Annotated in this window: 18 protein-coding genes; 16 read left to right on the top strand and 2 right to left on the bottom strand. The window is 32.8% G+C overall.

The window, feature by feature from the left end; translation table 11 throughout:
• Positions 1-83: 83 nt before the first annotated feature.
• Entirely contained in the window at positions 84-491 is a 408-nt protein-coding gene (tsaE, locus tag DMB71_RS19885; protein ID WP_111369216.1) for a tRNA (adenosine(37)-N6)-threonylcarbamoyltransferase complex ATPase subunit type 1 TsaE, read from the bottom strand.
• 177 nt (positions 492-668) lie between these two features.
• A complete protein-coding gene (gene porX / locus DMB71_RS19880; protein WP_111369214.1) occupies positions 669-2,222 on the bottom strand; it encodes a T9SS response regulator signal transducer PorX in 1,554 nt (517 codons plus the stop codon).
• Positions 2,223-2,445: 223 nt separating this feature from the next.
• Between porX and DMB71_RS19875 the strand changes: the two genes are divergently transcribed.
• The 16 genes from DMB71_RS19875 (at position 2,446) to fabG (ending at position 21,829) form a co-directional block, all read left to right on the top strand.
• Positions 2,446-3,675 carry an HD domain-containing protein gene (locus DMB71_RS19875; RefSeq protein WP_111369212.1) on the top strand — a complete coding sequence of 410 codons (1,230 nt, stop codon included), beginning with the start codon at positions 2,446-2,448 and terminating at the stop codon, positions 3,673-3,675.
• A 39-nt stretch (positions 3,676-3,714) separates the two neighbouring features.
• Complete coding sequence (gene lpxD, locus DMB71_RS19870) at positions 3,715-4,758, top strand: UDP-3-O-(3-hydroxymyristoyl)glucosamine N-acyltransferase (protein ID WP_111369210.1); 1,044 nt, start codon at positions 3,715-3,717, stop codon at positions 4,756-4,758.
• Positions 4,751-6,139: a bifunctional UDP-3-O-[3-hydroxymyristoyl] N-acetylglucosamine deacetylase/3-hydroxyacyl-ACP dehydratase gene (locus DMB71_RS19865; protein WP_111369740.1), complete on the top strand. Its 1,389-nt coding sequence runs from the start codon at positions 4,751-4,753 to the stop codon at positions 6,137-6,139. The genes lpxD and DMB71_RS19865 overlap by 8 nt, the downstream gene beginning before the upstream one ends.
• Positions 6,140-6,213: 74 nt before the next feature.
• The gene (gene lpxA / locus DMB71_RS19860) at positions 6,214-6,999 is read left to right on the top strand and encodes an acyl-ACP--UDP-N-acetylglucosamine O-acyltransferase (RefSeq protein ID WP_091497682.1); all 786 of its coding nucleotides are present in this window, start codon (positions 6,214-6,216) and stop codon (positions 6,997-6,999) included.
• 85 nt (positions 7,000-7,084) lie between these two features.
• Complete coding sequence (efp, locus tag DMB71_RS19855) at positions 7,085-7,651, top strand: elongation factor P (protein WP_111369208.1); 567 nt, start codon at positions 7,085-7,087, stop codon at positions 7,649-7,651.
• A gap of 224 nt (positions 7,652-7,875) precedes the next feature.
• Positions 7,876-8,805 (top strand): UDP-3-O-(3-hydroxymyristoyl)glucosamine N-acyltransferase, encoded by a 930-nt coding sequence (locus tag DMB71_RS19850; RefSeq protein ID WP_111369206.1) that lies wholly within the window; start codon positions 7,876-7,878, stop codon positions 8,803-8,805.
• Between the two features lies 1 nt (position 8,806).
• Entirely contained in the window at positions 8,807-9,169 is a 363-nt protein-coding gene (locus DMB71_RS19845; RefSeq protein ID WP_008464044.1) for a nuclear transport factor 2 family protein, read from the top strand.
• Between the two features lie 86 nt (positions 9,170-9,255).
• Positions 9,256-10,128 (top strand): succinate--CoA ligase subunit alpha, encoded by an 873-nt coding sequence (gene sucD / locus DMB71_RS19840; RefSeq protein ID WP_057118027.1) that lies wholly within the window; start codon positions 9,256-9,258, stop codon positions 10,126-10,128.
• Between the two features lie 150 nt (positions 10,129-10,278).
• Positions 10,279-10,707: a hypothetical protein gene (locus DMB71_RS19835; protein WP_111369204.1), complete on the top strand. Its 429-nt coding sequence runs from the start codon at positions 10,279-10,281 to the stop codon at positions 10,705-10,707.
• Between the two features lie 510 nt (positions 10,708-11,217).
• Positions 11,218-11,823 carry an RNA polymerase sigma factor gene (locus DMB71_RS19830; protein ID WP_111369203.1) on the top strand — a complete coding sequence of 202 codons (606 nt, stop codon included), beginning with the start codon at positions 11,218-11,220 and terminating at the stop codon, positions 11,821-11,823.
• A gap of 90 nt (positions 11,824-11,913) precedes the next feature.
• Entirely contained in the window at positions 11,914-13,029 is a 1,116-nt protein-coding gene (locus DMB71_RS19825) for a FecR family protein (protein WP_111369201.1), read from the top strand.
• A 231-nt stretch (positions 13,030-13,260) separates the two neighbouring features.
• Positions 13,261-16,971: a SusC/RagA family TonB-linked outer membrane protein gene (locus tag DMB71_RS19820; protein WP_111369199.1), complete on the top strand. Its 3,711-nt coding sequence runs from the start codon at positions 13,261-13,263 to the stop codon at positions 16,969-16,971.
• A 13-nt stretch (positions 16,972-16,984) separates the two neighbouring features.
• Positions 16,985-18,472 carry a RagB/SusD family nutrient uptake outer membrane protein gene (locus DMB71_RS19815; protein ID WP_111369198.1) on the top strand — a complete coding sequence of 496 codons (1,488 nt, stop codon included), beginning with the start codon at positions 16,985-16,987 and terminating at the stop codon, positions 18,470-18,472.
• Between the two features lie 19 nt (positions 18,473-18,491).
• Complete coding sequence (locus DMB71_RS19810) at positions 18,492-19,349, top strand: zinc-binding metallopeptidase (protein ID WP_111369196.1); 858 nt, start codon at positions 18,492-18,494, stop codon at positions 19,347-19,349.
• Between the two features lie 30 nt (positions 19,350-19,379).
• Positions 19,380-20,741, top strand: coding sequence for a DUF4302 domain-containing protein (locus DMB71_RS19805; RefSeq protein ID WP_111369195.1), 1,362 nt, complete (start codon positions 19,380-19,382; stop codon positions 20,739-20,741).
• Between the two features lie 341 nt (positions 20,742-21,082).
• On the top strand, positions 21,083-21,829 hold the full coding sequence (gene fabG / locus DMB71_RS19800) for a 3-oxoacyl-[acyl-carrier-protein] reductase (RefSeq protein WP_111369193.1): 747 nt from the start codon (positions 21,083-21,085) through the stop codon (positions 21,827-21,829).
• Positions 21,830-21,924: the final 95 nt, after the last annotated feature.

The following is a 21,924-nucleotide window of genomic DNA, read 5'->3' as shown; positions in this document are numbered from 1 at the left end:
AAATTCTGCTAATACTGAAGGTCAAAAGTTAAGAAACTCTAATAACTATCAATAAAGAACAGATTTTTCTTTTTGAAGATATTTTAAACTAACTCTAGTTCTCTTTTTCCGTCAGAAAGCAATTCGATATTTATAGTAGAATGTTCTTCAGGAATTAAATTTGCAATTTTTTCAGACCATTCAATAAAACACCAATTTCCAGAATACAGGTAATCATCAACTCCCATATCTAGCGCTTCGGTTTCTTGTTTTATTCTGTAAAAGTCAAAATGATAGACTTTTTTTCCGTTTGGAATTTGATATTCGTTTACTAAAGAAAAAGTAGGACTGCTAGTTGCGTCAGTAATTCCAAGACTTTTGCATAGCTGTTTGATCAAAGTTGTTTTTCCAACTCCCATTTCTCCATTAAAAAGGATAATTTTATTAGGATTTGAAGCTATAATCTGATCCGCAACTTCTTGAATTTGATCTAATGAAAAAACGATGTTCATTGTTGTGTTTATTTTTGCCACGAATTTCGCAAATTTCCGCGAATTATTTTTTAATGCCACAGATTAAAAGATTAAAAAGGATTTTTTAATCAGTGATAATCTGTGAAATCTGTGGCAAAAGATATTTTTATTTAATTGTGCTCACTGCTGAAAACTGAAAATTGAGACTGTAAACTTTTATTTCGGATTAAATACCAAGAACGGAATAATCATTTCTTCTAATGAAATTCCCCCGTGCTGGTAGGTGTTTTTGTAATAACTCACATAATGATTGTAGTTGTTTACATATGCCAAGAAAAAATCATTTTTGGCAAAAATAAACGAACTACTCATATTTATAGCTGGCAGACCAATTGTTTTAGGTTCTTTAACTACATAAACGTCTTTTTGCTCGTATGTTAAGCTACGTCCGGTTTTGTAACGCAGATTCAGACTTGTATTTTTATCACCCACAACTTTCGACGGATTTTTTACATTAATAGTTCCGTGGTCTGTGGTTAAAATCAGTTTGAAACCTAAAAGTTGTGCCTGCTGAATGATTTCTAACAAAGGAGAATTTTTGAACCAACTTAAAGTTAAAGAACGGTATGCTTTGTCATCTGAAGCTAATTCTTTTACGACTTCCATCTCAGTTTTAGCGTGCGAAAGCATATCTACAAAGTTGTAAACTACGGTAACTAAGTCATTTCCTTTTAAAGCTTTGAAGTTTTCTGCCAGTTTTTTTCCACCTGCATAATTGGTGATTTTAAAATAATCTTCCTTAATGTTTAAACCCAATCTTTTTAATTGAGCCGATAAAAATTCTGCTTCATAAAGGTTTTTTCCGCCATCTTCAACATCATTTTTCCAATATTCAGGAAATTGTTTTTCCATTTCTAATGGCATTAAACCAGAGAAAATAGAGTTTCTGGCATATTGTGTGGCTGTTGGAAGAATAGAGTAGTACGGAACTTCTTTTTCCAGTTTGTAATAGTTTGAAATTACACCTTCAAAAGCCTTCCATTGGTCGTAACGAAGATTGTCAATTACAACAAAAAGAATCGGTTTGTCTTTCTTTTTAATTTCTGGAACTACTAATTCTTTGAATAAAGTGTTAGACTGTATAGGCTTGTCTGCCTTTGGCGCAAACCAGTCTTCGTAATTTCTCTCAATATATTTTCCGAATTGAGAATTAGCTTCAACTTTTTGAGATTCTAGAATTTCGATCATTGCTGTATCATTGATGTCTTCTAGTTTTAATTCCCAAAATAGCAGCTTTTTATACAATTCAATCCAGTCTTCGTACGAATTAACCATTGCTAATTCCATCGAAATTTTTCTGAATTCTTTCTGATAATCTAAAGTTGTTTTTTCTGTAATTAATCTCGAATCATCTAGATTTTTTTTCAAACTCAACAGAATCTGATTCGGATTTACAGGTTTAATCAAGTAATCAGCGATTTTGGAACCAATGGCTTCTTCCATAATATATTCTTCCTCGCTTTTGGTAATCATGATCATCGGGATAGCTGATTTTTTCTCTTTCATTTCAGAAAGTGTTTCCAGTCCGCTCATTCCAGGCATGTTTTCGTCCAGAAAAACAATATCAAAATTATCTTCTTCAAATAACGCAATCGCATCGAGTCCGTTATTGCAAGTTGTAACTTCGTAATTCTTTTTTTCTAGAAATAATATGTGAGGCTTTAAAAGATCGATTTCATCATCGACCCAAAGTATTTTTATCTTATCCATAAATCAATTTAATTTTACTGCAATTTAAAGTTATAGAACTTAAAAAGTATTAAAAATAGTATAAAATTACCAAAGATGAGGCATGATTTTATTTTGAAATTTAACATTTTTTAATGTATTTTATTGATAATCATTACAATTTCAATTGTGATTTTTAAATAAAAAACACCAAGCTCTTTATACTTATTTACTTATATTTGTTGACCTAAAAAATGACCACACTGTGACTCAGATCAATAAATTAAAAATATTCAACGATCCTATATATGGCTTCATTACGATTCCCAATGAGCTAGTTTACGACTTAATTCAGCATCCATATTTTCAGCGTTTACGCCGTATTTCACAGATGGGATTATCGTATCTGGTATACCCAGGAGCCAATCATACCCGTTTTCATCATGCATTAGGATGTATGCATTTAATGAAGAAGGCAATTGACACGCTTCGTTTTAAAGATGTCATTATTTCTGATGAAGAAGAAAATGCACTTTTGATAGCTATTTTACTTCATGATATTGGTCACGGGCCATTTTCGCATGCAATGGAAAAAAGTATTGTCGAAGATGTCCATCATGAGGCGATTTCACTATTATTTATGAATCAGCTTAACGAAGAATTTGGCGGAAGATTAAGTTTGGCGATTCAGGTATTTAAAGGAGAATATCACAGAAAATTCATGTTGCAATTGATTTCAAGTCAATTGGATATGGATCGAATGGATTATTTAAAACGAGATAGTTTTTATACAGGTGTTGCAGAAGGAAATGTAAATTCTGAACGATTGATTCAGATGATGAACGTAGAAAACGATGTTTTGGTCATTGAAGAAAAAGGAATTTATTCTGTCGAGAAATTTCTGCTTTCCAGAAGATTAATGTACTGGCAGGCTTACTTGCATAAAACAAGCTTGGTGGCAGAATTAATTTTAATGAAAGTTTTAAAAAGAGCAAAAGAGCTGACTCTAAAAAGTGTTAAACTACCTTGCAGTGAACCTCTAATGTATTTCATGCAAAATAAAATTACGCTTGAAGATTTTGATGCAGAGAAATTAGACTTGTTTTCACAATTAGATGATTTTGATATTATAAGCGCATTAAAAGCTTGGCAAAGGCACAATGATTTTATACTTTCTACTTTAAGTAAGATGATCATTAACAGAGATTTGTTGAAGATTAAGCTAAGTGCAGAAAAAATTCCGATGGAAGAATCACAATCTTTAAAAGAGGAGTTTGCAGAAGCGCATCAAATTTCTGCAGTAGATGCAGGATATTTTATTTTTAGAGGAAAAATTAAAAACCAAGCTTACAGCAAAGAAGCAGAACCTATTCGTATTTTGAAAAAAGATAAAACAATTGAAGATGTTGTTGAAGCTTCTGATCAGCTGAATTTGAAATCGTTATCTAAATTGGTAACAAAATATTATATCTGTTTTCCAAAACAACTTATATAAAATTAACATTTAAAACCTATTTTTTATATTTTTGTCGCGATGAAATTTACAGCAGAACAAATAGCAGGAATTTTAGAAGGAGAAGTTGTTGGGAATCCCAATGCAGAAGTTTCTAAGCTTTCTAAAATCGAAGAAGGAGAGGAAGGTTCTCTTACTTTTTTGGCTAACCCAAAGTATATCAATTACATATACACTACAAAAGCGACAGTAACAATTGTTAATGATAGCTTTATTCCTGAACAGGAAATTAATACTACACTTATAAAAGTAGAAGATGCTTATGCGGCTTTTTCTAAACTTTTGCATTTTTATAATCAGGTAAAATTAAACAAAAACGGTATCGAGCCTCAGTCTTTTATGTCTGAAGGCACGAAATATGGAGAGAATCTATATTTAGGCAGTTTTAGTTATATCGGACAAAATGTGGTTTTAGGGAATAATGTAAAAATTTACCCAAATAGCTTTATTGGAGACAATGTTACTATTGGAGATAATGTATTTATTTTTGCTGGTGCGAAAATCTATTCTGAAACTGTAATTGGTAATAATTGTACGGTTCATTCTGGCGTTATTATAGGTGCAGATGGTTTTGGTTTTGCTCCAAACGAAAACGGAGAATACAGTAAAGTGCCTCAGATTGGAAATGTTATTATTGAAGATAATGTAGATATTGGTGCTAATACTACAATTGATAGAGCAACTCTTGGTTCTACGATAATTAGAAAGGGAGTTAAATTAGACAATCAGATTCAGATTGCGCATAATGTAGAAATTGGGAAAAATACTGTGATAGCAGCTCAAAGTGGTGTGGCAGGTTCTACAAAAATTGGCGAAAACTGTATGATTGGAGGACAGGTAGGTATTGCAGGTCACTTAATAATAGGAAATAATGTTAGGCTTCAAGCGCAATCAGGTGTAGCCAGAAACATTAAAGATGATGAAGTTCTGCAAGGAACTCCATCTCTTGGATATACAGATTTTAATAAATCGTATGTTCATTTTAAGAATCTGCCTAAGATTGTGGCTGAAGTTGAAGAATTAAAGAAACAAATAATAAACCCAAAAAATGGAAATAATGGTTAAACAGAAGACCATCAAAAATGAAATTTCGCTAACAGGAGTTGGTTTACACACTGGAAAAGAAGTTACAATGACTTTTAAACCTGCACCCGTTAATAATGGTTTCACTTTTGTAAGAGTAGATTTGCAAGGTCAACCAGTCATTGAGGCTGATGCTAATTATGTTGTTAATACTCAAAGAGGAACAAATCTTGAGAAACTTGGTGTGAAAATTCAGACACCAGAGCACGTTTTAGCGGCAGTAGTTGGATGCGATTTGGATAATATTATTATTGAATTGAATGCCTCTGAACTTCCAATTATGGATGGTTCATCAAAATATTTTGTTGAAGCTATTGAAAAAGCTGGTATCGAAGAGCAAGACGCGCAACGTAATGTTTACGTAGTAAAAGAAGTAATCTCTTTTACAGACGAAGCTACAGGAAGCGAAATCCTTGTTATGCCAAGCGATGAATATCAAGTTACAACTATGGTAGATTTTGGTACAAAAGTTTTAGGTACTCAAAATGCTACTCTTAAAAGTTTGTCAGATTTTAAATCTGAAATTGCAAGTTCTAGAACATTTAGTTTCCTTCATGAATTAGAGTCATTATTAGAACATGGCCTTATTAAAGGTGGAGATTTAAATAATGCAATTGTTTATGTAGATAAAGAAATCTCTGAGTCTACAATGGAGAATTTGAAGAAAGCGTTTGGTAAAGAAGAGATTTCTGTAAAACCAAACGGCGTTTTAGATAACTTGACTTTACACTATCCAAACGAAGCTGCAAGACACAAATTGCTTGATGTAATTGGAGATTTGTCTTTAATTGGAGTTCGTATTCAAGGAAAAATTATTGCTAATAAACCAGGACACTTTGTAAATACTCAATTTGCAAAGAAATTGGCAAAAATTATCAAAATAGAGCAGAGAAATCATGTTCCTACTTATGATTTGCATCAAGAACCATTGATGGATATTCATAAAATTATGTCTATGCTTCCTCACAGACCGCCATTCTTGTTAATCGACAGAATTATCGAAATGTCTGATCGTCATGTAGTAGGATTGAAAAATGTTACTATGAATGAGAATTTCTTTGTAGGTCACTTCCCAGAAGCTCCAGTTATGCCAGGTGTATTAATTGTAGAAGCAATGGCGCAAACAGGAGGAATTTTAGTGTTAAGCACTGTTCCGGATCCTGAAAATTATTTGACATATTTCATGAAAATTGATAATGTTAAATTTAAACACAAAGTATTGCCAGGTGATACTTTAATCTTTAAATGTGAGTTAATATCTCCTATCAGAAGAGGGATTTGTCATATGCAGGCAAACGCTTATGCAAATGGTAAATTAGTAACTGAAGCAGAATTGATGGCGCAAATAGCAAGAAAACAATAATAAATTATCAAATTTATTGTTTAGGTTTGTTGCTTCAAATTAGAATATTTTAATTAAAAATATAAAACATACAGATGAATCAACCATTAGCATATGTTCATCCAGGCGCTAAAATCGCTAAAAACGTTGTAATAGAGCCATTTACAACAATTCACAATAATGTTGTTATTGGTGATGGTACTTGGATTGGTTCAAACGTGACCATTATGGAAGGTGCTCGAATTGGAAAAAATTGTAATATTTTTCCAGGAGCTGTAATTTCTGCGGTGCCACAAGATTTAAAATTCGGAGGTGAAGATTCTCTTGCGATTATCGGTGATAATTGTACAATTAGAGAATGTGTAACTATAAATAGAGGAACAATTGCTTCTGGCCAAACTGTAATTGGTAACAATTGTTTAGTAATGGCTTATGCTCATATTGCACACGACTGTGAGATTGGAAATAATGCAATTATTGTAAATGGTGTAGCGCTGGCAGGTCACGTAGTTGTTGGTAATCATGCTGTTATTGGAGGTTTAGCTGCAATTCACCAGTTCATTCATATTGGAGATCATGCTATGATTTCTGGAGGATCATTAGTTAGAAAAGACGTTCCTCCGTTTACAAAAGCAGCAAAAGAACCTTTGTCTTATGTTGGAATTAACTCTGTAGGTTTAAGAAGAAGAGGATTTACAACTGAAAAAATTAGAGAAATTCAGGAAATCTATAGAATTTTATACCAAAAGAATTACAATACAACTCAAGCGTTAAGCATCATTGAGGCTGAAATGGAAGCAACTCCAGAAAGAGATGAAATTCTTGATTTTATTAGAAATTCATCTAGAGGGATTATGAAAGGTTACTCAGGGAACTATTAAAAAGAAAAATTTAGCCGTTTATTTGTTTTTTATTTAGACAGATAAACGGTTAAACGATTTAACAATATATAATAAACAAACAGCAATGGCATCTACATCAGATATTAGAAACGGATTGTGTATTAAATTTAATCACGATATCTATAAAATTATTGAATTTCTTCACGTAAAACCTGGAAAAGGTCCAGCTTTCGTAAGAACAAAATTGAAAAGTTTAACTTCTGGTAAAGTATTAGACAATACTTTTTCAGCAGGTCATAAAATTGACGTTATTCGTGTTGAAACACATACATTTCAATATTTATATCCAGAAGGAGATGAATTTCACTTCATGAATGCTGAAACGTTTGAGCAAATTTCTTTAAACAAAAACATTTTGGATGCTCCAGATTTGTTAAAAGAAGGAACAAATGTTATGGTTCAGATTAATACAGAGACAGATTTGCCATTATCAGTAGATATGCCAGCTTCTGTAATTCTTGAAGTTACTTATGCTGAGCCAGGTGTAAAAGGAAATACAGCGACAAATGCTACTAAAAATGCTACAGTAGAAACAGGAGCAAATATCAACGTCCCTTTGTTTATCAATGAAGGAGACAAAATTAAAATTGATACAGCTACAGGTTCTTACATGGAGCGTGTTAAAGAATAGTTATTTTAATTAAGATAATTTGACAATGAGTCAATTAGATAATAAGTGAGTCGACATAATTTTGTATATTCACATTCTAATTGACTCATTTTCTAATTGAGATAATATGACAATGAGTCAAGTAGATAATTTTTGGATCAGCATAATTTTGAATATTAATTTTCTAATTGACTCATTTTCTAATTGACTCATTTTCTAATTTACAAGTTTTCTAATTACACTATATGAAATTTCCAAAGAGTCATTCTTTACAAGAAATTGCCAATTTGCTTAATTGCAAATTTATCGGAGACAAAGACTTTCAAGTTTTAGGTATGAACGAGATACACGTTGTTGAGCCTGGAGATATTGTTTTTGTTGACCACCCAAAATATTATGATAAAGCTTTGCAATCTGCAGCTACAATTGTTTTAATAAACAAAGAAGTAGAATGCCCAGAAGGTAAAGCTCTTTTAATCTCTGATGACCCGTTTAGAGATTTTAATATTCTTACTAAGCATTTTAAACCATTTCAGTTTGCTAACGTGGCTATTGCACCGTCGGCAAAAATAGGAGAGGGAACTATAATTCAACCCAATACATTTGTTGGAAACCATGTGAAAATTGGTAAAAACTGTCTAATTCATTCAAATGTTTCTATTTACGATCATACCATAATTGGCGATAATGTAATTATTCATGCTGGTACTATTTTAGGGGCTGATGCTTTTTATTATAAAAAACGTCCCGAAGGTTTTGATCAGTTAGTTTCTGGTGGAAGAGTAGTTATTGAAGATAATGTTGGAATTGGTGCTTTGTGCACAATCGATAAAGGTGTTACTGGGGATACAACAATCGGGGCAGGAACTAAATTAGACAATCAAGTACATGTTGGACATGATACCGTAATTGGAAAAAAGTGTCTGATTGCTTCTCAAACTGGTATCGCCGGCTGTGTAATTATTGAAGACGAAGTAACAATGTGGGGACAAGTTGGTACAACTAGCGGTATTACAATTGGCTCAAAAGCAGTTGTAATGGGACAGACAGGCGTTACTAAATCGGTAGAAGGAGGAAAATCGTATTTTGGTACTCCAATTGAAGAGTCTAGAGAGAAATTGAAACAATTAGCCAATATCAAGAAGATTCCTGAAATTTTAAGTAAATTGAAGTAATATGTCTATTAAAGAATTTGTTCAGAAATTTTATAAGTCAGATGCCCTAATTGATAGCGAAATTTTAAAAACATATCTGCATCCTGATGTTACGCTTGAATGGAACAGTAGTAAAGGTTTTATTCAGATGGATTATGATTCGATAATTGAAATGGCCAATGAACTTAGCCGTGCTTACGTGCGTTCTAAGGTTAGAATTAGCCATATTATTAGCGAAGATGATTTAGTATCAGTGCGTTACTCTCATTTTGTGAAAACAATCGAGAATCCGAGAGAAGAGATGCTTTTAGCACATTTTGCAACCATTTGGCAAATAAAAGATGATAAACTTTATAGAGGTTATCAGATGAGTCAATTTTCTTAATATTTTTTTGACAATAAAAGAGTCAAAATACATTACAAAACCTTATTTTTGCAACACAAATTTAAAAACTACATAAAATATATATCATGAGTGTTTTAGTTAATAAAGATTCCAAAATAATTGTTCAGGGATTTACAGGGAGCGAAGGTACTTTCCACGCTTCTCAAATGATTGAGTATGGTACTAATGTTGTTGGAGGTGTTACTCCAGGAAAAGGTGGTACTAGCCATTTAGATCGTCCAGTTTTTAACACAGTAAAAGATGCTGTTGACCAAGCTGGTGCTGATACTTCTATCATTTTTGTTCCGCCAGCTTTTGCTGCTGATGCAATTATGGAAGCTGCTGATGCTGGAATTAAAGTAATTATTGCTATTACAGAAGGAATTCCTGTAGCAGATATGATTAAAGCAAATAATTATGTTAAAGAAAGAAATTCAAGATTAATTGGTCCAAACTGTCCAGGTGTAATTACTCCAGGTGAAGCTAAAGTTGGTATTATGCCAGGTTTCGTTTTCAAAAAAGGAACAGTTGGTATCGTTTCTAAATCAGGAACTTTAACTTACGAAGCTGCTGACCAAGTTGTAAAACAAGGTTTAGGTATCACAACTGCAATTGGTATTGGTGGAGATCCAATCATTGGAACTACAACTAAAGAAGCTGTTGAATTATTAATGAACGATCCAGAAACTGAAGCTATCATTATGATTGGTGAAATCGGTGGTCAACTTGAAGCTGATGCTGCAAGATGGGTAAAAGCTGATGGTAACCGTAAACCAGTTATTGGATTTATCGCTGGAGAAACTGCTCCTGCTGGTAGAACAATGGGGCACGCAGGTGCAATTGTTGGTGGTTCTGATGATACAGCTGCTGCTAAAAAACAAATCATGAGAGACAACGGAATTCACGTTGTTGATTCGCCAGCTGAAATTGGTAAAAAAGTAAAAGAAGTACTTGGATAATCTTCAAGTCTCAAAATAATAAATTCCAAAAAAGTCTCAATTATCCTGTTGAGACTTTTTTACATTTTAAAGGCTGAGGCGTAAATAAAAAAACTCAGCATCGATCCCGATAGCTATTGGGACAGTATCTTAGAAGCTTAAAAAGAAAATATGTATAAAGAATTAGAAAAATTTAAAGCAACAAACAGTTTTACTTTTACTGTAAATGATAGTCTTGAAGAGGCTTGCAACGCGCCAGAAGGAAGCGCTGGAATCTTTGTTGTGTATGCTGTTGAAGGTGATGCAAAAGAACTAATTATGGTTGGTTCTACAGGAACTGTTCAGAATGATGGAACGTTAAAAAGTAAAAACGGTGGACTTTACGACAAAATCGTAAACGGGCATCAATTTGCTAAAACAGGAAGAAAATATTCTTGGCCAGCTCAAATGAAATTAGAGAACATTGAAGCATTAGAAGTAGTATGGTACGAAACTTTTGCTGGAGATGTAAAAGCAATTCCAACTGCTATTGAAGGGCAGGTTTTGCAAAATTTCTTAGATGAAAATGGAAAACTGCCAAGATGGAACGTTGCTTTTTAAGCAAATAAAAAGTCTTGATTAAAGCCTTACTGTTTTCAGTAAGGCTTTTTTGTTTTTTAATAGTAAAATTGAATAATGGAATAGTCTAAGTTTTGTAAGAGGAAAATAAATAATATTTGAGGATTCAGAAATAAAATCCTTATGGTTTAGTTTTGTTAATTAAAATTTAAATTATCGTAAATTTTAAGTTTAATCAAAAAAGTAGGGGAAATATTGATGAATTTAAAAAAAGTGGTAAATTTTAGCGAATTATTGGGTTTTAATCATTTGCTTTTATATATTTATCACACAAAAACAAAAAATAATGTTAAAATTCGATTCATTTGTGATAGAGGATATTTGGAAAAATGTAAGACACTTGTTTAATTTATGTTAAATTATAGTTTATTACAAAGCCAATAATCTTTAAAGAGTCAAATTTTAAAAGCAATATTAACCCCTTGCAATTAGTCCTCCTTTTTACAATTAGTTTAAATTGATTCGATTTTTTGCGCCCCTAAGTATTTTTGTATGAGCCAAATTTTAAAGAACAAGGTTTTAGACGATTTTATTCTATGGAACAATTTAAAAAACGGTAATGAGAAGTCTTTTTCTTTACTTTTTGAAAAATATTATAGAGACTTAATCAGTTATGGCAATTCACTTTGTCCCTATGCTGAAAAGGTGCAAGATTGTATTCAAGATGTTTTTGCTGATATTTGGCTTTATCGAGATTCTCTTCAAGATAATGTTATAGTGAAAGCATATCTGCTTTCTAGCGTTAGAAAGAGAATTGCCCGTTTACATGAAAGAGATCATGTATTTAGAAAAGCCACCACTACAGATGCTTTGGAATTTCTTTTTGACTTTTCTATAGAAAATGATTTAGTTGAAGATGAAGTCACGGCTGAACGTGTTCTTCTTTTGAATAAATTATTAAATGATTTGCCTGGACGCCAGAAAGAGGCGCTGTATTTACGTTATCACCAAGGTTTGAGCGTAGATCAAATTGCCGATTTATTGGAGATGAATTATCAGTCTGCGAGTAATCTTCTTCATCGTGGTTTGTTAAATCTTCGTAAGGAATGGAAAGGTTGTATTCCGCTTCTAGTCCTTATATCTTCAGGGGTTTTTTAAAAATTTAAGAAAAAATCAAAAAAAAATCTTAAATAGGTGAGTATATAATAAAAAAACTGTCCTCTATGTTTTTGTAACCTTAATAGTAAGATGCAAAAACGTAACAATTATACCGAAATAGAAGACTTCTTGGCCGATGAATCTTTTCAATTATGGATTTTATCTAAAATTGATGAGCAAGGCTGGGAAGAATGGACTTTAGAAAATCTTCAAAGAGCCAAACTTGTCGAAGATGCTAGACTTGTGTTGCTAGCAATGAGAGTTCCAAAATCTCATTTGTCTTCAAACGAAGTTCACGAAGCCCTGCAGCAAACTTGGCGAAAAATTGAACATAGAGAGGAACTTTCTCAAGAGACTTCAAAAATTAAAAAACTAAAAATACAGAGATACTGGATTAGCGGCGTTGCGGCGGCTGTTTTAGTAGGAATGTTTTCTTTATGGTTTTTTAAAAATGATATATTGCCAAACGACAATGTCGTAACGTACAATGAACTTATTCAGGATAATGATGAAGGTTTGGTAGAACAAACCAATAATTCTGAAAAATCACAGATAGTTACTTTATCTGATGGAAGTTCAGTTTTATTACAGCCCAATAGTAAATTAAGTTACCCTAAAATCTTTACCGGAAACGAAAGAAAGGTGTATTTATCCGGCGAAGGTTTCTTTGAAATTAGTAAAAATCCTAAAAAGCCTTTTTTTGTTTATGCTAACGAAATTGTAACTCGCGTTGTTGGAACAAGCTTTAGGATAAAGGCTTATCCAGACCAGCAAAATGTCGAAGTTCTTGTTCGCACCGGTAAAGTTAAGGTAAAATCTAACAATTTAGTTCATGATGTTGAAAACAAGGAAATTGTTCTTCTTCCTAATCAAGCATTGCGTTTTGCTCGTAAAGAATTAGTTTTTAATAAAATAACCAATATCACTCAAGATCCGATTTTGGTGAGCAGTGTTAGGAATATAGAACAGTTAAGCTTTGAATTTAACGACATTCCTGTTGCGCAAATTCTTGAAACTATTGAGCAGGCTTATTTGGTAGATATTGATTTTCCGCACGAAAAATTGAAAGATTGTCGATTAACCACTTCATTAAGCGATCAGCCGCTTGCCGAAAAGCTGAAAATAATCTGTAAAAGTATTGGTAATGATACTAATTACGAAATGAACGGAAATCAAATTGTAATTACGAGTTCTGGCTGTAACTAGAATTCTTAATTCAATTAAAAATCGAAATAAAATAAAACCAAAATTAAACTAATTAAAAACTAAAAAATAATTTATAACTGCCTATGTAAAAAACAAATACATAAAAAAAAGTGCCGAGAATGCTGTAACATTAACGACACTTAAATCTGAATAAATTACTCTCTGTAAAGGGCAATTTATGATGTTTCTTAAAATACACTCGAATAGTATTAATCAAAACAAACCAAAATTATGAAAAAACCTGTTGTCAAGCAACGATTACTTCACCAAATCATGAAAATAACGCTGTTTCAGTTTGTGTTAGCGCTTGTGTTTTCAAGCGTTACTCTCGCAAATAATGTAAATGGGCAGAAAAAATTAGATACTAAAGTTACGATTACAGTTGATAACCTAACTTTAGACAATGCTTTATCGAAAATCGAAAAGTCTGCTCATGTAAAATTTTCCTATAACTCAAGACTTCCTCAGCTTGGAGAGAAAGTAAGTATAGAAGCAAATCAGGAAACTCTGGCTAGTATTTTGAGCAGAGTGCTGGTTCCTTTTAATATTACTTTTTCTGAAGTGAGTAATCAGATTGTGCTTCAAAAAAGTGCTGTTTCTTTTTCTAATACAAATAATCACGATTCTTTGTTTGAAATTTTGACTTTCGGACCAATCATCAAAGGAAAAGTAACAGATCAAAGCGGGTCGCCACTTCCGGGAGCTACTGTAATGGCAAAAGGAACAAAAACTGCTGTACTGACAGATTTTGATGGAAATTTCTCTATCGAAATGCCTGCAAACGTAGATCGTTTGGTTATTTCTTATGTAGGTATGGAGACAAAAGAAATCGGAATTAGCAATCCTACGCCAACTGTGGTTTTAACTGAAGCAGGACAAAATCTTAAAGAAGTTGTAGTTACAACTGGATATGAGAAAACGTCAAAAAGAACATTTACTGGAGCAATCAGTAAAATTTCTGGTGCTGAGTTAAAAGTTGATGGTGTTGTAGATGTTAGTAGAATGATTGAAGGTAAAGCTGCGGGGGTTACTGTACAAAACGTAACCGGATCTTTTGGTGCTACTCCAAAAATTACAGTTCGTGGATCTTCTTCTATCTTTGGTGATACAAAACCTTTATGGGTTATTGATGGTGTAGTTCAAGAAGATATTATCAATGTAACATTTGCAGATTTAGCATCTGGAAACTCAGCTACATTGTTAAGTTCTGCAGTTGCAGGTTTAAATGCAAATGATATTCAAAGCATTGAAATTCTTAAAGATGCATCTGCTACCTCAATCTATGGTTCAAGATCTTTAAATGGAGTTGTTGTTGTTACCACAAAACAAGGCCGTAGAGATTCTCCTTTAAAAATTAATTATTCTGTAGAAAATACCGTTAGAACAGTACCAAGCTACACTCAGTTTGATATCTTAAATTCTCAAGAATCTATGAGCGTTTTTCAAGAGATGAGAGCAAAAGGATATTTGGATCAAAGCTCTTCGTTAACAGCGAGATTTAGTGGTGTTTACGGTATTTTGGCAAAACAGATTAATTTATATGACAGTTCAAATGGTCAATTCGGAGTTAGAAATGAGCAACCATATATTAATCAATTTTTGAAAAAATACGAATTAGCAAATACAGATTGGTTTAAAGTTTTATTTAGACCGTCAATTACTCAAAATCACTCTTTAAGTTTTTCTGGTGGTGGAAAAAACAATACTTTTTATGCTTCTTTAGGATATTATACAGATCCAGGATGGACTGTAGCAGATAATGTAAAACAATTGTCTGCTAACATTAAAGGTACATTCTACATTAACGACAAATTAAACATTACGTTATCGACTTTAGGATCAATGCGTGATCAGGAAGCTCCAGGTGCTTATGATAGCAAAAATGATTTAGTTTTTGGTAAAGTAACTAGAGATTTTGATATCAACCCATTCAACTATGTATTGAGTACAAGCAGAACGTTAAGACCTTATGATGAGAATGGCAATCTTGAATATTATCAAAATAACTGGGCGCCAATGAATATTCTTAACGAATTGGAAAATAATACTTTAGATATCAAAGTAAATGATATTCGTTTTCAAGCTGATTTAGATTATAAAATCAATAAAAATTTATCTTATAACCTTACAGCATCAGCACGTTACGCTAATACTTCAAGAGAACACAAAATCTACGAAGATTCAAACGTAGTGGGAGCTTACAACGCTGGAGTTGGTGCAACTTTGAATACTCAAATTCAGAAAGACAACGTGTTTTTATATCAGAATCCAAATGATTTGACAGCACCAAAAGTTTCAGTATTGCCAAATGGAGGATTCTTAAGAAAGTTTACTAACGACATGACTTCGTACAATGTTAGAAATAGTGTTACATACAGAAATATATTTAATGAAAAACATGAATTAGAAGCATTCGTTGGTACAGAGTTTAGATCTGTAGATAGAAATAATGACAATTTTACTGCTGCTGGTATTCAGTTCGAAAAAGGTCTTACTTCTTTTGTTGACCCTAAATTGATTGAAAAATTGGTAAATGAAGGAAACTCTTACTATGCGTTTGGAGCAGAAAGAGAGCGTACTGTTGGTTTCTTTGGTAAAGTAGGATATACTTACGATCGTCGTTATACGGCTTCTTTAACAGGTCGTTATGATGGTTCAAATAGACAAGGAGATGTTGGTTCTTCTAGATGGTTGCCAACTTATACTGTGAGTGGTAAATGGAACATTAAAGAGGAAAACTTTATGAAAGATGTTGAGCCTATTAATACATTGGCACTTAGAGCTTCTTATGGTTTAACAGCAACTGCTGGACCAGCAACAAACTCATTGGCAATTTATAAAAGTTTTATCACAGACCGTTTTGCTGTTGGTGATAGAGAAAACGCAATTCGTATAGAAGATTTACAGAACAAAGATTTGACTTGGGAAAAACAATATGAAACAAATATTGGAGTAGATCTTGGAATGTTTAGAAATAGAGTACAGTTAACAACAGATATTTATCGTCGTAAAGCATTCGATTTGATCGATTACGTGATTACATCTGGAGTAGGAGGACAATCTATCAAGCAAGGTAACAATGCAGACATGGAAACGAAAGGTCTTGAAGTTGGTTTTACAACTCAAAACATTGTTTCAAAAGATTTTAAATGGTCTACTACAGTAAACTTCTCTGTTTATGATCAAAAAATTACAAAATTGGCTAACAAACCAGCTGTATTTGATTTGATTGCTACAAACGGAGGAAATACAGTAGGGCATCCTAGAAACTCATTATATTCTTATCAATTTACAGGTTTAAATAATGAAGGACTTCCAACTTTTATTTTGCAAGATGGAGCAGAAAACAATATAACAGATGCTAATTTCCAAGATACAAAAGATGTAACTAAATATTTGAAATATGAAGGATCTGTAGAACCTAACAAATCTATCGGTTTCGCTAACACATTCACATACAAAAACTGGTCGCTTTATGTATTCGTAGTTGGATCTGGAGGAAACAAAGTAAGATTAAACCCTGTGTATAGCAACAGATATACAGATCAGACAGTATTTACAAAAGATTTTGCGAACAGATGGATCAATCCAGGAGACGAAAATTATACTAATGTTCCTGTTATTGCAGATAAATTAATGAATAGAAATTATGGAGCAAGTGACTTACAGATTGCTTACAACACTTATAATTTCTCTGATGTTAGAATTGCAAGCGGTGATTTCGTACGTTTAAAAAATATCTCTTTAAGCTGGGAATTCCCAAGCGATTATAAGAGAAAATTAGGATTGTCAACTTTCACCTTGAAAGGTTCAGCGGTTAATCCTTGGCTGATTTATTCAGATAAAAAATTAAACGGACAAGATCCTGAGTTCCGTAACACAGGAGGAGTAGCTTTCCCAATTACGGCACAATATACTTTTGCAATTAATATTTCATTCTAATACTAAATTGATTATGAAAAATATAAAAATAGCACTATCATTATTATTACTGGTTACTATCAGCAGCTGTGATGATTTTCTTTCAGAGGTGCCAGATAATAGAACACAGATAGATACGCCAGAAAAAATATCAGAATTATTAGTAACAGCTTATCCAAGTAGTTCATACTTTCCAATTGCAGAGGTAATGTCAGATAACGTTTTTGATACTGAATCATTACAATCTGTGAGTATAATTAACGAGGAGAGCTTCAACTGGGAAATGCAAAGTCAAATTGGAACCGACAGTGAAAATTCATTCTGGATCGGATCTTATGAGGCAATTGCTGCTGCGAATCAGGCTCTAGATGCTATAGAAAAGCTGGGAGGCAAAGAAACTCTTAACCCATTAAAAGGAGAAGCGTTAATAGCAAGAGCTTACAATCATTTCATGTTGGTTTCATTATGGGCAAATCGTTATAATCCGGCTACTGCAGCTACAGATTTAGGGGTGCCTTATATAACTAAGCCAGAAACTGAATTATTAGCAAAGTATAAGCGTAATAGTGTGAAAGAAGTATTCGATTTTATTGAGCAAGACATCAATGAAGGAATGAAATATATCACAAGTGAATATAAAGAGCCTAAATATCACTTCAATGTAGATGCAGCAAAAGCATTTGCTTGTCGTTTTTACCTAATAAAAGGAGATTGGGATAAGGTATTGGAATATTCTGAAGGACTTGGTTCTAAACCAACAAAAATCAGAAACTATACAGCTTTTAATGCTGTAGCTTTTGCTCAAATGCCAATTGAATATTCAAGAGTTGAACAAGAAACTAATTTATTGGTATCTTATCCAAACTCAATTGCTAACAGATCAGCAGCATACAGATTTGCGCTTCCAGGAAATAAATCTGATGAAATATTAGGGACACAAACCAATATGTGGTCAAAACCGCATTTAATTAGAGCAAATGGCCAGTATTTTGGAGGTACAAACGTATTTGTTCCAAAGCTTTATGAGTATTTCAAATACACCAATTTAACATCTCGTACAGGTGAGCCTTATACTGGTTCTGTATTGTTTAGTAATGATGAAATGTATTTAAACCGTATTGAAGCATTAGTAATGAAAAATAGATTTGCCGAAGTGAATACTGAATTAGGATATTTCTTAGGAACTAGAACTTCAGGATACAATGCAGCAACAGATATATTAAATGAAGCGGTTGTTACTGCTAAATATCCGCCAATTGCAGATGAATTTACGCCATTTTATGCATTAACAGATCTTCAAAAATCGTATATCAAAGCAATTGCAGAAGCAAGAAGAAGAGATTTTATCCGCGAAGGTCTTAGATGGTTTGATATCAAACGTTTTAATCTTGTTGTGACGCATAATACTCTTGAATTTGGGAAAGTAGTAAAAAACAACATTTTGGCAAAGGATGATAAAAGAAGAGCGTTACAGATACCGCTTAGAGCTTCAGATAATGGTATTGAAAAAAATCCTAGGTAAATTTTAATTAGAAAGTATTATGAAGATATTCAAAACATATAAAACAGTAGTTATTGCGGGCGCCTTATTGCTTGCGTCATGTGCACACGAAGATCAGCCAAAAGAAAGTCAGTTAGATTTTTCTACACCGCAAAAAACAGAATTAGACAATTGGATTGGTGCAAATTTCTTAAGTCCATACAATATCAATGTGTATTACGAATGGAACCAAAATTTGGTAGACGAAAACAAATACTTATACCCTCCGCAGGGAGCTAAAGTGCAGCCAGCAATGGAAGTTGTAAAGAAAATCTGGATCGATAGTTATAGCACTATTGGAGGAAAGGATTTTGTTAAAAAAATTGCTCCAAGAGAATTTGTTCTTGTTGGTGGAGTCAACTTAAATACAAATGGTACTGTTACACTTGGACTTGCAGAAGCTGGTCAAAGAGTGTCTCTTTTTCAGGTTGATAACCTTAATAAAAAGAGCAGATCTAGCGTAACACAATTTATTCATACTATTCAGCACGAATACGTACACATTTTGAACCAAACCAAACCTTTTGATGAGCAAGCTTGGGCAAAATTGACACCTTCTGGATATACCACTACATGGTATAATGAAGCAATTGCAACTTCTAGATCTTTAGGTTTTATTACAAGTTATGCGAGATTAAACATATACGAAGATTTCGCAGAAACTGCAGCTACAATCTTAACAAGTTCTAAAGCGGAATATGATGCAATTTTAGCAAGTATAACAGACGCTAATGCAAAAGCTAATATCAAAGCAAAAGAAGCTTTGGTAGTTAAATATTATAAAGATTCTTTCAATATAGACTTTTACGCATTAAGAGATGAAGCTCAAAAAAATACAGATGCTGTAATAAATAATTAAGGACATTAAATTTTTATAAAATTCAATATTATGAAAGTAAAAAATATATATAAGTGCTTAACGATCGCTTTTGCAGCTTTGCTTTTGGGATCATGTTCTAGCCCAGAAGTTGATGCAAAATTTGATCAAAATGCTACTGATAGATTAAGTGGACGTCAAAAAGAATTAAACGATTTATTGCTTTCATCAGCAGATGGTTGGAAAGCAGTTTATTATACTGATAGTACGCAGCTAGGAGGATGGACACATCTGTTTAAATTTTTGCCAAATAAGAAAGTAGATATGGCATCAGATTTTACAGGTAAAGATGGTCAAATTGACACGAAAACGTACCAAAGCCAATATGACCTTCAGGTAGGAAGTACCGTGAGTTTAGTTTTTAGTACACAAAATAGAATCCATCTTTTATCAGATGCAAATAATTACCCAACGGCAGCACTTCTTGCAAAAGGATATTTAGGAGATTTTCAGTTTTATTACTATGGACAAAAAAATGGTGACATTATTTTCAGAACAAATAGAAATAGTCATTTTCTACGTTTTGTAAAAGCTACACCAAAAGATTGGGCTGATTTAGCAGGAAATGTTCCAATTATCAAAGCTATCACAGGTGACATGACAAGTCCATTATTTAGATTGTTAGAAGTAAATGATGGAACAAAAATTAAAAATTACGATTTTAGTTATAATACTAGCGCTCGTTTTGGTACAGCTACATCTCTAGATCCTTCTGTTAATGAAAGCTACGATTTAGGTTTCGCGTTTACACCTGTTGGTGCTGTATCAAAAATTCCGTTAGAGATTAAAGGGCAAAAACTTACAAATTTTCTATATGACAGTTCAAACAACACTTTTAAAGCAACTGGAACAAACGGAGTAAGTGCAACAATTAAATATACTAATGCACCACCAATAGTAACAGATGACTATAAATTGTTTTTAAGTGGAAAAGGAAACCCTTATAAATATTTCGGTTACATTCCAGCTAATTTAAGTAATGCTCCAACAACGAGCGATTATTTTAGATATTTAGTAGCGAAAGCAAATGCAGCATTACCAGCAAACCAATCAATTGCAAGTATTTATTTATATTTTAATACAGCTGCAAATCAGACTTATATAAGTTACAATTTCAATGGAGGTAAAGCCGCTATCAATCACGTTGTAAAATCATCAGAAGATGCTGTAAATAAAACTATAATCCTTACACATGATTTTTGGGCAGGGGGAATAGCTGCTCCAGCATTTTTAAAAGAAATTGATGATCAGTTTACAAATCCAAAAGGATTATATGTGAAAAAAGAAAACTTTAAAATTACTTATAGCAATGTTATCTATACGTTTACTAGTGCTTCTAGTAGTTTTAGAATGACGGCATATATTATTAATTAACGATTATCTATTATCATAATTTTCTCTCTTATGTTTTGGAATCTTATCAAAACAATGAAAGAATGATAAATAGAAGAAACAAAATAATTGAGATCTACGATTTTCAGAATGCTATTTATGGCAGTACTCATGATCATTGTATTTTTTATAACGAAACAAATCACATTTAAACTTTTTTAGTTTTGTTTTTTTATTTTGGGGGAAAACAGCTCATTTTTATGAGCTGTTTTTTTTGTTTTAACTGCATCCAAAATTCTTAAGCCAATTTTTGGATTACAAATTTTATTAAACGACCAAATAATCTATATTTGTAATTCAAAAAATAAAACGAATACCTTAATATGAAATTACTAGAAGGAAAAGTTGCAATTATTACTGGTGCAAGCCGTGGAATTGGAAAAGGAATTGCTGAAGTTTTTGCTAAACATGGAGCAAACGTTGCTTTTACATACAGCTCATCTGCAGCATCTGCAGAAGCTTTAGAAGCAGAATTAAATAGTTTAGGAGTAAAAGCGAAAGGATACCAATCTAACGCAGCAGATTTTAACGAAGCTCAAACCTTTGTTGATGCTGTTTTAGCAGATTTTGGAACTGTAGATATCTTAATCAATAATGCTGGAATTACAAAAGACAACCTATTAATGCGTATGTCTGAGGCAGATTTTGACCAAGTAATTGATGTAAACTTGAAATCGGTTTTCAATATGACAAAAGCGATTCAGAAAACTTTCTTAAAACAAAGAGCTGGATCTATCATTAATATTAGCTCTGTTGTTGGAGTTTCTGGAAACGCTGGTCAAACAAACTACGCAGCGTCTAAAGCTGGTGCAATCGGATTTACTAAATCTGTAGCGCTTGAGTTAGGTTCTCGTAATATTCGTTGCAATGCAATCGCTCCAGGTTTTATAGAAACTGAAATGACTGCAAAATTATCAGAAGATGTGGTAAAAGGATGGAGAGAAGGTATTCCGTTGAAACGCGGAGGAACTCCAGAAGACGTTGCAAATGCTTGTTTATTCCTTGCTTCAGACATGAGCGGATACATTACAGGACAAGTTCTTAATGTTTGCGGAGGAATGCTAACATAAGGTACTGAGGTACTAAGTTGCAAAGGTTCAAAGGTTTTAGTATTCAGTCTATTCTGATTCTAGATAGCTGAACACTTTAGTCAAGTAATTGACTT

It is taken from the genome of Flavobacterium tistrianum (assembly GCF_003254545.1).
GTDB classification, from domain to species: Bacteria; Bacteroidota; Bacteroidia; order Flavobacteriales; family Flavobacteriaceae; genus Flavobacterium; species Flavobacterium tistrianum.
Note: the sequence above shows the minus strand (reverse complement) of the source record. Positions and strands in the feature narration are given on the sequence as shown.